11 protein-coding genes are annotated in these 15,187 nt (G+C 30.4%); all 11 read right to left on the minus strand.

Annotated elements, in window-relative coordinates; translation table 11 throughout:
- Positions 1-951 (minus strand): Ig-like domain-containing protein (locus J6L95_RS09690; protein ID WP_287458978.1); only part of this gene is annotated, 951 nt, incomplete at its 3' end.
- 488 nt (positions 952-1,439) lie between these two features.
- Positions 1,440-2,471, minus strand: coding sequence for a hypothetical protein (locus J6L95_RS09695; protein ID WP_287458979.1), 1,032 nt, complete (start codon positions 2,469-2,471; stop codon positions 1,440-1,442).
- A gap of 132 nt (positions 2,472-2,603) precedes the next feature.
- Positions 2,604-3,785: an OmpA family protein gene (locus J6L95_RS09700; protein WP_287458981.1), complete on the minus strand. Its 1,182-nt coding sequence runs from the start codon at positions 3,783-3,785 to the stop codon at positions 2,604-2,606.
- Between the two features lie 310 nt (positions 3,786-4,095).
- Positions 4,096-4,854: an EFR1 family ferrodoxin gene (locus J6L95_RS09705; RefSeq protein WP_287458982.1), complete on the minus strand. Its 759-nt coding sequence runs from the start codon at positions 4,852-4,854 to the stop codon at positions 4,096-4,098.
- 171 nt (positions 4,855-5,025) lie between these two features.
- On the minus strand, positions 5,026-5,544 hold the full coding sequence (locus J6L95_RS09710) for a helix-turn-helix domain-containing protein (RefSeq protein ID WP_287458983.1): 519 nt from the start codon (positions 5,542-5,544) through the stop codon (positions 5,026-5,028).
- 129 nt (positions 5,545-5,673) lie between these two features.
- On the minus strand, positions 5,674-6,507 hold the full coding sequence (locus tag J6L95_RS09715; RefSeq protein WP_287458984.1) for a VanZ family protein: 834 nt from the start codon (positions 6,505-6,507) through the stop codon (positions 5,674-5,676).
- A 155-nt stretch (positions 6,508-6,662) separates the two neighbouring features.
- Entirely contained in the window at positions 6,663-7,487 is an 825-nt protein-coding gene (locus J6L95_RS09720) for a VanZ family protein (protein WP_287458985.1), read from the minus strand.
- A gap of 184 nt (positions 7,488-7,671) precedes the next feature.
- Positions 7,672-8,364, minus strand: coding sequence for a hypothetical protein (locus J6L95_RS09725; RefSeq protein ID WP_287458986.1), 693 nt, complete (start codon positions 8,362-8,364; stop codon positions 7,672-7,674).
- Positions 8,364-9,752, minus strand: coding sequence for an AAA family ATPase (locus J6L95_RS09730; RefSeq protein WP_287458987.1), 1,389 nt, complete (start codon positions 9,750-9,752; stop codon positions 8,364-8,366). The genes J6L95_RS09725 and J6L95_RS09730 overlap by 1 nt, the downstream gene beginning before the upstream one ends.
- A gap of 128 nt (positions 9,753-9,880) precedes the next feature.
- Positions 9,881-11,512 carry an SWIM zinc finger family protein gene (locus J6L95_RS09735; protein ID WP_287458988.1) on the minus strand — a complete coding sequence of 544 codons (1,632 nt, stop codon included), beginning with the start codon at positions 11,510-11,512 and terminating at the stop codon, positions 9,881-9,883.
- A gap of 107 nt (positions 11,513-11,619) precedes the next feature.
- Positions 11,620-14,307 carry a TOTE conflict system archaeo-eukaryotic primase domain-containing protein gene (locus J6L95_RS09740; RefSeq protein WP_287458989.1) on the minus strand — a complete coding sequence of 896 codons (2,688 nt, stop codon included), beginning with the start codon at positions 14,305-14,307 and terminating at the stop codon, positions 11,620-11,622.
- Positions 14,308-15,187 lie beyond the last annotated feature (880 nt).

The following is a 15,187-nucleotide window of genomic DNA, read 5'->3' on the forward strand; positions in this document are numbered from 1 at the left end:
ATCTGTTACTGTTTTTGTAGATGTCTCTATTGAAACATTGTTTCTTAATCTAGTACCACTAATATATGTAGTATCATATTCAAGACGATACTGTTTATCTCCTAAATCAAGCTTACTTAAATCAATCTCAAATTTAGTATCATTATCAGTAAACTTAATGTGATTTGAAATATCAATTTTTCTAACTTTTTTCTGCAAACCACCATACTCATGATAAGTTACTTCCCAGAATTCAACTGAATTAGTGATATATTTCATATCACCCATTTCACCTTCTGATGTAGATAAAGAATCTTTAATAGTTACACCACCAAGATTATCCTTCATATGATTGATACGAACAACCCAGTGAGCTTTATCATCAGCACCATTAATTGCCTGTGCCCATTTTTCTATAGCCTCATTATTTAATCCAACAGGGCCATCAACTTTAACAGTTGTACTTGCGGTATGTTCCCCCACAATAACTGTAAATGTGTTATTTTCATCCCATTTAACATTAGAGAAGTTTGCTTGAAGATTAACGGTACCTTTAATATTGTGTCTATTTTCTACATAATCAGTAAAAGTTACTTTAATACTTCCTCCATTATTAGCACCTGGAGAAACAACTGCATTAGCTACAACATTTCCTTCTAAGTCTTTTACTTCGAAATGCGTTGCTGCATGATTCTGTGGGAATCTCATATGTTCTGGAAGTGTAATATTAAAATAATCCCCAGCTTTAAGAGTATTACCATATGCACTAGCATCCCATGTCATATCCAATTTTAGATGTTCATTATATGAATAATTTTCTCTTTCATTGCCACTATAATCCGTAATTTTAAAGTTGGTAACTTTAATATCAGTTCTTTCAGTAGCGTCAGCTGCATGAACAACTGTCGCATTACCAAGAGTCATCGCTATTGTCATCAATGTGACAAATATAGCTTTTAACTTATTTTTCATAAAATCTCTTCTCCTTTTTTATTTGAGAAATATTGAATATTTATTAGATATGATTTAAATAAGTGGATCTATTCAATAGTTCTTTCTATTATTAAGATTGTTAGTCTTTACATTTAATCTTTAACTTCAAGCCACCTCCTATAAAGTATCAAAAGCAACCGTTTTCATGACTTCACAATTAAAAAAGCACCCAAAAAAGCGCATAAAAGTGGTTACCCAGTTACTATTTCATATAAATATATAAGGTATTATGCTTACTTTTTCAATAGCTTGACTTATATATAACCAGGTAATTTTTTATATTCAAATTATTTAACTTCAATTTGATTTTTTATATAAAAAAGTGATGAAAATCTTATATTTTCATCATATGTTCTTATTATAAATACATATTTTTACTATCTCTTTACAATTTAGCAATATCAGTAAATTTATATTTCTGTTTTCTTATATTTATATAAAAAGAAGATGTCTCAAATGACATCTTCTTAAGCATTAATCTTAGTAATAGTTTTACCTGTAAATAATCTGTTAGTTGTAATACATGATTCAATTAGTGAAGCATCAGAAATTAATCTACGATCAGTTGTCTGTAAGAAGTTACCATAACCATAAAGATTATTACCTATGATACTTACTGAAGTATAACCATTCCAAAGTATTGAGTTCTTTTCATAGTTAGTATTAACACCTGATGCACAGTAAGTATAAACGAAGTAGTTAACTGATCTATTTGTTTGTTTATATAATAGTTTTAAATCATATACTGCAATGACAATATCATTACCTTCTGTTGTTTTAGCAAGATACATTGAATGGTAAGTTGGTGTTGCTTCCCATACTGCACCATTAATACCACTAATCATTTGTTGCATCTTAGAATCCGCATCTGTTTTCATTTTACTAGCTACTTCACTAGACACTTTACTTCCATCTTCAAATTTTTCACCTAAGCCTGATATAGTGATTTCTTTTTCTGCATTTGTCACTTTGACTTTGCATTCTTTTGCAAGAGATTCACTATATACAACTGTGACTTTGACTTTATCACCGTTTTTAATGGCCATATTCTTGCTTACTGAATATCTGATGCTATTGACAAATGTCTTTAATTTCTCATTTGATTTATCGTAGTCTACATTATTTCTTACATTGGAACTACTTAAAGTTGCCGTTCCAGATTCACCTGATAACTTTAATGAAACATTCTTGGCAAGATCAATTCTTGTATATCCAATGAGGTTGTTAAATCCCCAATAGACTAAACCAAGTATAAGAACTAATGAAAGAGCAATCGCAATAATGCCTTTGGTAGTCTTATAAAATGGCATATTGCCTTGTGGTGGAATATTTCCCCCATTATTGCTATAGGCATTCTGTTGATCATACTGATAAGCATTGTTCTGCTGATCATACTGATAAGCATTGTTCTGCTGAGAATTAGCATTGTAGCTTCCTGCCTGTGAAGCATTATAGCTACCATTAGAATTATTGTTAGAGTTAAACTGATTGTTATCCATACATTTTCCTCCATATCTGATTTTTCAATCATTTCCCATTGTACATATCAACCGTCTTATTAACGTTAAATAATAGTTTTTTCTCAAAATAAAATTTGAATTTAAAAATACCGACTTGATAGTCGGTATTCATTAAGTGGTAGGAATAAGTATTTCTACACGACGGTTTTTCTGCTTTCCTGCAGCGGTCTTGTTAGTAGCAATTGGTTTGCTTTCACCATATCCCTTTGTCGTAATTGTTGCACTTACTCCTTGAGATGCTAAATACTTCTTAACAGAATTTGCTCTATTTTCAGATAATGTCTGGTTGTGTGCTTCGCTCGCATCTGAATCCGTGTGGCCATCAATCTGAAAAGATTTGATGTCCGCCTTCTTTAAAATACCAGCTAAATCATTCAGCACTTTTTGAGCATCCTTACGGATATTGTACTTATCTACATCAAAAAGTACACCTGCATCCAATGTGATCTTAATAGAATTTGCTTCTACTGCAGGAATGGCTGGAACAACCTTTAACTTAGGAAGCTTGCCATATGCATCTAAAGGATCCGCCTTCACTTTCTTTGTTTCACTTCCTAATGTGATAGTAGCTGTTCCTTGTCCATCATTTTTAATGATTAATGATTTACTTGAATCAGTATAAGAACCTGTTCCATCACCATTATTCATGATAACTATATCTCCATGCTTATAGATAGCCTTATCACCTACTACTGTAATTGACTGATCCTTTTCTTCATTCTTGTATGATCCCTCACCAGTACTTGTTACCTGCAAAGAAATCCCATCTTTTTCATTATTGAACTGGCCAGAACCATCACTGATCACCTGCATAGTGATTTTATTTTTTGTATCAGAATACTGACCTGATCCATCTGGTGCCCTTTGAATAGTAACTGTTCCATCAGTGTACTGACCAGCGCCGCTGCCATCAGTCTGTACTGACTTCTCATCATCACTATACTGGCCTTCACCATCTTCTCCTGTCTGTACTGTGGCACTACCAGAAGTCACCTGTCCATTCTTAATTCGTACAGGTGTTACAGTAATACCTTCAACAGAAGAAAGAGACTTTGTCATATCAAGAGTAATCTTCGCATCAGTACTTTCAACCAATCCTAAGCCCTTAATCTCAGGAATTGGGATTTCTGGAATCACACCTAACTTATAACCACTGACAATAAACTTATCATCTGCACTCTTAGAGGCGGTCGTACTGCTTGAACTTTTCTTCTTGGAATTACTAGAAGAACTTCCACAAGCCGTTAAAAACAAAAGACAACTAACTACAACTAAAAACAATTTTTTATTCATAGATCATTCTCCCCTTTTTCATAATGACCTCACTATAACAAAACATCCTTTGAATATCAATGTAATTTTATCTATTGAAAAAAAATAACTGGAAATTGATATTTTCTTGTTAAACCCATTGTTTTTCTTCACTTTATAATGATGATTAAGACTTCTTTAACTCTATCCTCAATAACTATTCACGATATCTTTTTATCTATCACTCTTACTCAATTGAGATACCTTTCTACTAAAAGCTGACTCTCTCATTTTATGATTATTATCACGTTTATAGTCACTAATGTTTCTCTTAAAATTAATCATGTTTGAATTACTCATATTTCTCATATCGACATTGTTCCTTTACTTCATTACCAAGCAAAGTGATTGCTTTTTGAGGGCAAAGACTAATACATCGATAGCACATTGTACATCTCTTTTTAGAAACTGCGTGATGATCTTTTATTTGAATATTCCCCATGGGACATTCTTTTACGCATAAACCACAGCCAACACACGCATCACTTATTTTTAGTTTATCAGTATACCCCACTGTTTTATAATAAAACCATAGTCTTTGTCCCAATAATCCTTTGATATGTGCTATAAATGATAATCCATCCTGAGGATACTTTCCTTTTCTGATTTGATCTGCAACTTGTTCAATCCTTCTGTCTGCATCCTTAACAATCTGTCTGTTCACTTCAGTATCTTTTTTTAATAATTTACTATCACAAACAGAATCAGGCATTTTAATTTGCAGTCCTCCAAGAATTTTTGCACCATACTTCTTTAGAATTCTGGCACTACATCCTGTTCCATCTCCGCTGAAAAGTCCCATTGTATTGACACAAAATACTTTTTTTCTGTCCCAAATGAAGCTATTTTTCTTAATAAAGTCTCTTACCATAAAAGGTGCATTTGAAAATTGTGTTGGGTATCCCAAAATGACCATATCATGCTTTTTTAATAGATCTATAACCTGTGGGGATTCCAAAGGAACACACTTGGCCCTTTCATCTAATAAATGAACCAGCTTTTCAACACAGTGCTTCGTATTTCCAGTACCACTTAAATAGATTCCTATCATATATATACTCCTATTCTCCTTTTTCATAATGACCCCACTATAACAAAATATTCTTTGAATATCAATGTAATTTCAATTTATCTAAAAAAGAAATAAATATTGTAATTTACACGTTAATTTCTTTGTTTTTAATGACATACAAATAAGCAAAAAGGACATGTTTCATGTCCTTTATTGAGATTTCAATTTCATTAAAATACGTTTCTTGAAGTTCATTAATTTATTTTCTTTATTGTTGGTAATAAGAACACCAATAAAAATCATGGCGATAGAGACACCTACACAAAATCCCTGAATAAATTCAAATATTGGACTTGGATCTGATGGTTCAATAAATAGTGAAATAAGATAAAACACATCAAGTATTAACGCTAAAATAAACCACACATGAATACGTCTCATATTTTTTATTGTTTCTTCATTCATATAATCCGCAACCTTTAAAACAGTATCCTCTGTCTCTTTATTCATATGATCTCTTCTCCTTTCACCATCCAAAAGTTCACGAATATCCACTTCATAAAAATCAGCTAACTCTAAAAGAATATCTAAATCTGGCATATTGTTTCCTGTTTCCCAGCGAGAAACACTACGACGAGAAACACCTACCTGACAAGCAAGCTCTTCTTGTGTAAGTGATTTTTCTTTTCTTAAAGTCTTTAAAAATAACCCAATCTTTTTTTGATCCATTGTTTATCTCCTTTCGCTTATACTTTATCTATTTCTCAATAACAATAACAGGACATATTACACGCATTATAGTATGAGACATCATTGTCTCATACAATAAAAGATGCAGCAGTCTGTGACTGCCACATCTTATCGGTGTTTGATCTTTAGTTTTGAAGAAATGAATGGAAGTACCAGATATATCATGAAATAAACAACGATGCCTATCGTAAATACGAACAATAAAATATTCAAAAAATATTCATTTTTAAATTCCATTATACTTACAACCCATGCAATAAGAATATAGCCAAAATAGAGGATAAGCATAGCTAGGATTTCCTGAGATCTTTTGCTAATTTTTCCATGGGTTGTATTTCGATGATCTGGATAAACAAATAGTATATCTAAGAAATAATCTTTAAATTTATAGGTTACTTTAGCTACTAATAATGCCAATACAACGCCTGTCATGTTTAAGATGATATCATCAATGTTTACCCAATGACTTGGTATTCTTGTGATAATATTTATCATCATTTGTATGAATTCAATTCCTACATTAATAATGAGACAAGTAATAAATACTTTTTTTGCGGACATATCTTTTAATATTCTCATGCTATAGGCAAGCGGGAATAATAAAAGAATACTTCCTATAATCTGAATAGTTGGATATTCCCATGACCCTGCTCCTTCATACGTTGATCTTATTGAAAAGAATGGTATGAATTGAAAAGATGAATATCCCCTACTCTCTTTGATTATATCTTGTAACATCTCTCCTGTTGCAACTTTAAAGCCAAAAATTGCAGTATTAAACAAGATAAGAAAATAATAAGTCATAATTGCTTTAGTAAATAGTGAATACTTTGCTTTTCCTTTCTTCTTGCGATAGAAATGAATAGCAGTGACGATTATCATTAAAAAAACATAACAGTTAAAAATACCTTCAATCGATGAAACTCCAATTAATCTGTGCATAATAGTTTTTCTTAGTTGTTACAAATAGCTAACAAAACCTAAAATACTATCTCTTTGTAACATGCTCCTTTCCCAATATTTTTTTATTATATACATATAATAATATATAATTATAAAATTTGATATATTTATCGAATTGAAAATAAAAAATAGTGCTATTTCACTTTAATTTTTTGTTTTGAAGAAAAAAATGGAGGTGCAATAAATATCAAGAAATAAAGAAGGATAATAATTGTAAATGCTAATAAGACCATCAACAAGAAAGGTTTAGATGTGAAATCCATTATACTTATAACCCACGCAATAAAAAGATAACCACAATAGATGATAAGCATAGTTAGGAATACCTGAAATCTTTTGCTTATTTTTCCATGAGTTGTATTTCTTTGATCTGGATAAACAAATAGTATATCTAAGAAATAATCTTTAAATTTATAGGTTACTTTAGCTACTAATAATGCCAATACAACACCTGTCATATTTAAGATGATATCATCAATGTCTACCATATGACTTGGTATTCTTGTGATAATATTTGTCATCATTTGTGTGAATTCTATTCCAACATTAATAATGAGACAAGTAATAAATACTTTTTTCACGGACATATCTTTTAATATTCTCATGCTATAGGCAAGTGGAAATAGTAGAAGAATGTTTCCAACATTCTGAATAACCGCAAATTCCCACAATTGCGGTTCAATAAATGCTGTTTTGATTGAATGAAAAGGTATGAATTGAAAAAAGGAATATCCCCTACTCTCTTTGATTATTTCTTGTAACATCTCTCCTGTTGCAACTTCAAAGCCAAGAATAGCGGTATCAATCAATAAAAGAAAATAGAAAGTCAGAATTGCTTTAGTAAATAGTGAATACTTTGCTTTCCCTTTCTCCTTACGATAGAAATGAATAGCAGTAACAAATATCATTACGAAAATAAAACAGATAAAAACACCCTCAATAGAAATTCTAATTAACATGTGCATTATACTTTTTTAGTTGTTACATATAACCAACAAAACCTAAAATACTTTCTCTTTGTAACATTATCCTTTCATAATATTTTTCTATTATATATAGTATAATAGAAATTATTATGAAATTTAATATATTTATCGAATTGAAAAATAAAAAACATGGCAGTCTTAGACTGTCATGTCTTTATTAGTCTTGATAATCATCTGGAAAACATAATCCAAAATTTGTATGTCTCTCTAATGAATGCAAATCTTTCTGAATGTAGTCCCATGATTCTCTATAGTCTGATTTCACTACAAAATCTGACTCTTGTATAAACTTTATAAATGCTGGAATATTCTTAGAATACTTCTTTGCGAATTGATATGCATCCTCTTCTTTTTCATCATCCGAAGAGTTTAACTTATTATATAGAGCGTGATCTAAATTACATGACATGTAATATATTGAATAAGGTATATTACATATCTCATCTTTCATGATTAATCTTAGAATATTTTCACGTTTTCGTTTATTTCTATCAATGATATTATGTGGATTCATTGTTCTAATTTCAGATGGACTATAGATTGTTTTTTTAGCTTGTTGATCTTCTATTATCACACCATCCTTTACAAATGCACCATCTGTATCAATGATATGAATGATTTCTTTGAAATCTGATCGTTTAAAATGATTCTTTTTTTCATATTCTCTTATACAGTTTTCTATTTGATTAACGATATTTGAAGGATTTACACGGCTCTTTGAAGTAATATCTCCATGATTGATATGGACATAAACGCTCTCTTTTTCAAATATGCGTGTTAACAACACACCTAATGCTTCTTCATCAGATGGCCCTTCTACTATTACAAAAACAATCTTTTTTCTTGCCACTACATGTCACCAGCCTCTCTGAAAGCGAGTGCGATATCGTAATTATTGGTTAGATCATATACAACTTCGTCCTGTTCACCTAAGACTATATCCCTATAATAGAAATCTCTTAGATTATTATTTTCCTTCACATTTGTCATTCTTAAATAACGGTTTTCTGGATTAGTGGTAGTAAAAGCAATAAATCCTTTATCTAGAGTCTCTAATGGACGAAGATTATGTGATGTAAAAATTAGTTGTCCTTTTCCTTTTTCAGATATTATTCTTAACAGTTCTCCTAGAAGATATTCAAAGATTCCTGCATCAAGTTCATCAATTGCGACAGTAATTGATGAGTTATTATATACAACTATAAGAAGCTGTAAAATAGAAATAATCTTTTTGATACCTTCTGATTCATAACGAAGAGGTATTTCTTTGTGATTCTTTTTAGACATCAATTGTACGCGACAGCCTTCTTTTCCACTCTTTAGAAGCTGCTTACCAAAATTATGCATACTGATGGTTAAACCAGGAACAATCTGTGAAAGAACTATATTCATATTTGGAATAATCTTTTCAATAACGTTTGCAACTTCAAGGGGTATTGTTTGTGCTTCATTAAGTGGTAATGCTATATTACCAACAATACCTGAACGCTCATTATTTTCATACTTAAATGATAGAGGAAGTGCATTCAATGATATTAAGCCATTATACTTTGTATTAATAACTAGGAGTTCATATTGTCCATAATTTACGAGTGTCTTGATCAGATCATGATAATGAAGATGAGATGATTGCTGAGTTATTGCTTTAAGTAAATCTTTAGAGAAAATAAACGATTTACCAGTAGCAAGCGCTAAGCGCTTGGTAACCTGCAGTTCTGTTTCTAACGACTTGCTTTTTCCAACTAACATCTGATACTTATTTTTAGGTGTAAATACTTCTCCTTCACTTGTATTGATCAATTTGGACATTCTTGCACTTTCTTCTTTTGTTACATATGAACAGCTAAGTATTTCATCATAAATCACTGCTTTATAATTCTCTATATCCAATATATTCTCATTATCATCTTCAATTTCTTTTTTTAATTTGAATTCGTAGATGACTTTATATGAAATATGAGATAACTTCACCGTAAGCTCGTATTTCATAGTAGCGTATTTACCATCAACATTTATGTAATCCGCATATTCTGATGGAATAGAATTTCCACAAAGTGCAAGCTTCAGTAACATAATTGCATCTATTAAAGCTGTTTTACCTGATCCATTTTGACCATAGATTCCTAATATACTTGCTTTATAATTTTTTCTATTATTCTTTAAAGAAATCTGGCCCATTTTTACGTTCTTAAAATTTTCAATCTTTATATTTTCTATCCTTACACATGCTCTTTCCATTCCTAGTCACCCCATTTATTCTTCTACTAAATATATATTAACATATAATTCGATACTTTTTGTATCATTTTTTATATTTATAAATGATTTTAAGTAAAATAAACGTGGCAGTCTAATGACTGTCACGTTTATTTTATACTGAATTTATTTAATTCTTCCATCATTGCTTTTCTATTTTTGTACATCTGTCTCCAGCCGCTAATGATTCTCATAACTGTTTCTTCACTATGATTTAATGTCTTTAATCTCTCAAGACGTTCTATTAGTTGTGCATATCGCTCTCTACCTCTTACTCGGTAAGCCATAAGGTTTAATTCGTTTTCATATATACTCATGACTTCATCATGGTAATCCTTCTCTAATAGTGATGCATAACGATCAATAAGATAAAAACCATCTGAAGCTTTAATAACTTTAATAAGACGTTCATACAATTTTTCTTCTGCATATAGACTTGCTATTCCTGAATAATCATGAAGGTCTAAGAATATATCTTCTCTTATCTCTACCCACTCTTCAGGAGAATACTGCTGTTTTAACTCTTTAAAATAGTTAATATCGCCAGCCGTATATTTCGTGATAAGATCATATAATTCTTTCTTATAATCTTCCATGTTAGACTGTGAAAAGAAGATATCCTTTTTCATATCACTATATTTTCTTAAACTTAATCTACTATTTTTTTCTAAGTTTATACATTCATCTATTAACGGGAGTAACTGATCATAATCCTTTATCTCTTTACAATAGCTAAGATATTCATCTCTTATTTCTCTAATATGCCAATATGTTTTACAGAATTTTTCAATTTCTTCTTTTGCGACATGACATTCCTCTAAAACTTGAATATAGGTAATAATCCATTCACGAAAATAAGTAAAGTCAGGATGATTACGTTCTAGTGGCGGAAATTTCGCTATTAATTGTTTAAGGAAATCAGCTTTTCTATGAAGATAGTCATCTTCATAGAAATTATCAAATACGATATCACTTAAAAAATCTTCAGCATCATCGTCATGTGCATTCATTAATTCTTGAATTGCCCATGAAAAGATATCATCTTTAAATATACCTTCCGCATGTTTAATGATGTTTTCAAGATAGTCTGATAAACTTTCATATATAAAGTATCCAAAATCATCCATAAATGTAATCTCGGATATATTGTCATATAAGAATTTTAGAAAAGAGAAAGCTTTATTATAATGTTTATCTTTAATCAAACTGAAAGCATCATGTACAATACATTCTACTTCATCAACGAATTCTGGCATATAATAGTTTTGAATTTGATCATCATATGTAGAATATTGATTAAATACTTCATTATAGCGTTCAATATAAGGTTTTATACTTGCATGTTTATCATAATATCCTGTAAGCTTATAAAATTTACTTTGAAGGTTGGAATCTTTAAGTAAAGTCTGTGCAAGAAAGTCTTTTATGGTAGGATCATCTACTTCATCAAGATACTCACGTATATCGTTGAAGTTTTCTTCTGCTGAACAACCATTAATCCATTGATATAAGACTGCAGCCATGTGTTTACAGTTATAACCTCTTTTGGCATATGGACAATTACATTCCATATCTTTTATTTTATTATTATCTAAATAAATATTAACTTTATATGCATTCTCTCCTATAACAGTAGAAGAAATATGATCATCAGATATTTCCAGATTATTTACACGACCTTTTAAATAATAATCATAACCTCTCCCTAGAATCTGAGGAGCAAATAGTTTTTTCCAATCCATACTTTTCTCCTTTCGCCTTATACATTAGTTTACTAGAGAGAGTAAATATTGTCTAATAAAGCTAATAATTTAAGTTCATAACTATTTATAGAAATCAAAGTGTTTTTCTAAACATTTGATGTAATCAAATTACTTAGTAGTTCTTCCGCAAATGATGGATCGTTAAGTTTATAAGCAAGTTCAAGTTTATCCTGGTATCCAAAGAACGAACTATTGCTTAGCCAAATTATCTTTTTATCTATAATGACTAGATTGGATGGATGTAATGTATGTCTTAAATGAACTCCTAGTGAGTGTAAATATGAAATAATTTCTTTTGTTAGTTCTATATCAGTAAAAAGGTGAACATGAATTCCTTTCATAACCAACCCTTCTATCATTTTATAGTATGATTTAATTCTGGAAAGATAAACAGTATTACAAGAAATGACGATTTCATTATGAGCAGCGCATATATTATTGATCATGTTTTTCTGATATTCTTCATATTCATAAAGATAACGTTCAAGTGAAATGATTTTATTATTGTTAATTTGAATATCATATCCTTCACTTCTATAGACCTTTAATCTATTCTGATACATTCGTTTTAACATTTCTACATGTCGATCTACATAGTCATAGACTTTAATGACTTCTTTTCCTTCATGATTACGATGAAGTCTACCTATATACTGACTTGTTCTCCCTTTCCATGAGAATGGAGACGCCATGAACATTGTTTCTAGACTTGGTAGATCAAATCCTTCTCCTATCAACTTGTAGGAAGCAAGAAGAATATAGTTTTCATCTTTTAATCGATTAACTGTTTCGATGATTCTATTTTTCTCTCTTACTTTTGTTTTACCTGTTAATAAGAATGAATTTATTGTAATATGTTTTATCCGTTCATAAAGGTAATCCAAGTGTTCAATACGATCTGATAATACAATGATATTTCTTGATTTATTGTATTCATGGATAACATCTTGAATAATTTCATTGTTTCTTTTTTGATTGTTTACTAGTTTTTTTACAATATTAGTAAAGTCATGATCTTCGTCGAGATAAGTAAATGTGGTATATCTAGGAATGAGAATCTGTTTGAAATGCCTTAATGTTTTAATGACTTCAAACGGTACTTCGCTTACGATTCTTCCTAGATACATGCTTACAATTTTATCTAGTCCATCTTGTCTTTCAGGTGTTGCGGTAAAGGAATAAATGTTTTTTGCAGGAATATTCTTTAATGTTTCTCTGTATGTCGTACTTGCACTATGATGTCCTTCATCAATTATGACTAATCCATATCTTTCAAATATCTCTTTGTCTTTTAAATGACTTAATGATTGCACTAAAGCAATATCAATATTGCCAAACATTTTCTTTTTTGATCCGGAATATTCTCCAATAAACTGATTTCTTTTTTTGTCTTTATCAGGATAATCAAGGAAGTCATTGATTCGCTTTTTCCATTGTTTGGCAAGTTCTGTATTACCTAAAATTATCAATGTAGAAACTTTTAGTTGAGCAATGATGTTTAATGCCATCACGGTCTTACCAGACCCAGTAGGCGCTTTAATAACGCCTATAGAATGCTTCAAAGCATTCGTGATGGCTTCTTGTTGATAGGGATAAAGTTTTCCAATAAAAGAAACGTCAATAGGATGTCCTATGGAGATATGATCATCATAAATTATATTTGTATGTTCTTCTATAATTTCATCTAACGCTCTTGGAAGATAAATATAATTTTCAGTTTCTTCATACTCACTAAGAATGGCACTAACTCCATTTCCTTTCCACAAAGGTTCATGATTTCTTTGTTTTCTAAAGTATTCAGGGTTCCACATAGAAGAGATTTTTCTTAAAAATTGAATTGTATGAGAATTAAGTCCTTTCTTTTCTATTTTGAGAATACCTGTTCTCTTGATATGTATTGTATTAAGATTATCTGTATCGATATCAAGATTTTCTAAGGTCATTTCTTTGTTTTGATTGATATAGTTCTCAATAGTCTTTGTAGATATTTTTTTGATTGTACTTAAATAGTAGAATTGTTTAGTAATCTTCTGATTATATTCGTTAATAAAAACAGCATTACCTTTCATGAGAGCATCAAATGCAAAAGGCAAGGCAATAAGATTTCCAAACCCTCCCTCGGGCATTGTATCCTGAGCAGGAAATAAGCGATCATATGATTCATAAGTGATATCTTTATTAATCCTCATCGCTTCATTAAGAAGAGTACGTCCAAACATTCTAGCCATATATGCGGGGATCGGTTCTTGAAAGAAGAACCATAGATGCCCACCATTACCAGAAAACGAACGCTCCATGGCGCTATCGATACCATAGCGTTTAGCCAGTCGATAGACTGAAAGCATGGCACTGAACCAATCGTCTTCATCAAAGTCAATGGCAAGGAGGAAACAAGTATTATCCTTCAGTAATGGATACAAGCCTATTCTTTTATGAGATGTTGATATATGATCCAACAGAACGAAATCTGTTAATGATGAAAAATTTTGATTACTACATTTACGACACCACTTGCTGCCATTCTTTTTTCTTTTACATAATCTACCGCTTATTCTATTTTTGCAGGCTGGAAAAAATGTTTCTTTATAGTTTAAAGCATAAACATCTTCTCTTCCTTTAAAGAGATTTTTATAGATTCTTAGTTTATCTTCTTTATGATAGAATGGAATTTCTTCTGTATTAATAAGATTATGTTCTATAAGTATTCTTTTATATTTCTCATTTTCTCTTTTTAATTTTCTATTTTCTTCTTGCAAGCGTTCTATCTGATTCATCTATTTCATCTCCTTCTTTATTTATTATATCTAAAAATAAATAGGGAATGAAATATCCTCGTATATTTAAATAAACTAAAAATTATTAAAGATTTCAATTATTGACTATTATCATTTATTTCATCTTGAAACTCTTTGTGTCATGTTCAATTATTATATTGACCAGCACCCAATATATGTCTATTATATAGACAATATCTCCCTCAGGCCTCTATGGAAACACAAGCACACTTGAGGGCGTTTTGTTTTTATTCATTGAACACATAATTGAAGTGTCAAATAGCAAAAATGAACCACTACAGTGTGGTTCATGAATCCAAAAATCTAGTGATGATTTTGTCATCACTAGCTCTATACCCATGAAGATAGTATCACTCTACGACTGAATGTTTTTCTCTAAGTCGCTAAAATATTCACCCAAATGATTAATATAAAGAATAATTTGTTTTACACTATTAATTTATCATTCATAATAAAAAAAGAATCCGACGCATCAGATTCTTTTAAGTGTAGTCCGAAGACATCCACCGCAATTCATGAACATACATTAACATAATATACATTATTATTCAAGAAATTATTCAGATTCAATAAATTTTTTTGTTCTTTCCATGTTATTCTTATGATTTGTAGATAGAATTTTATTACAGATATCCACTGGTAATTCTTTTCTTAACATTTCAGTTAAATTGATGTAAGAATCAACGAATTCATAACATGATTTCTTCGATTCTCCCATATGTATTAAAAAATACGTGATTTATATTGGATTGAATATTTCCTGCAAATGTATTTAGCCATGTTAATTTATGGTTTTCATCTGTATAGTCTACTACACTGTTTTCTAACTGTGTTAATTTTTCCAGGCGGAAAAAAGCTC

The sequence above is a fragment of the Kandleria sp. genome (assembly GCF_017934775.1).
Taxonomy (GTDB): Bacteria; Bacillota_I; Bacilli_A; order Erysipelotrichales; family Coprobacillaceae; genus Kandleria; species Kandleria vitulina.

What these genes read in the sequence shown, in the direction of transcription:
- J6L95_RS09695 (WP_287458979.1), bottom strand. Translation starts at nt 2,471, where the DNA reads ATGGATAACAATCAGTTTAACTCTAACAATAATTCTAATGGTAGCTAT.
- J6L95_RS09700 (WP_287458981.1), bottom strand. Translation starts at nt 3,785, where the DNA reads ATGAATAAAAAATTGTTTTTAGTTGTAGTTAGTTGTCTTTTGTTTTTA.
- J6L95_RS09705 (WP_287458982.1), bottom strand. Translation starts at nt 4,854, where the DNA reads ATGATAGGAATCTATTTAAGTGGTACTGGAAATACGAAGCACTGTGTT.
- J6L95_RS09710 (WP_287458983.1), bottom strand. Translation starts at nt 5,544, where the DNA reads ATGGATCAAAAAAAGATTGGGTTATTTTTAAAGACTTTAAGAAAAGAA.
- J6L95_RS09715 (WP_287458984.1), bottom strand. Translation starts at nt 6,507, where the DNA reads ATGCACAGATTAATTGGAGTTTCATCGATTGAAGGTATTTTTAACTGT.
- J6L95_RS09720 (WP_287458985.1), bottom strand. Translation starts at nt 7,487, where the DNA reads ATGTTAATTAGAATTTCTATTGAGGGTGTTTTTATCTGTTTTATTTTC.
- J6L95_RS09730 (WP_287458987.1), bottom strand. Translation starts at nt 9,752, where the DNA reads ATGGAAAGAGCATGTGTAAGGATAGAAAATATAAAGATTGAAAATTTT.
- J6L95_RS09735 (WP_287458988.1), bottom strand. Translation starts at nt 11,512, where the DNA reads ATGGATTGGAAAAAACTATTTGCTCCTCAGATTCTAGGGAGAGGTTAT.
- J6L95_RS09740 (WP_287458989.1), bottom strand. Translation starts at nt 14,307, where the DNA reads ATGAATCAGATAGAACGCTTGCAAGAAGAAAATAGAAAATTAAAAAGA.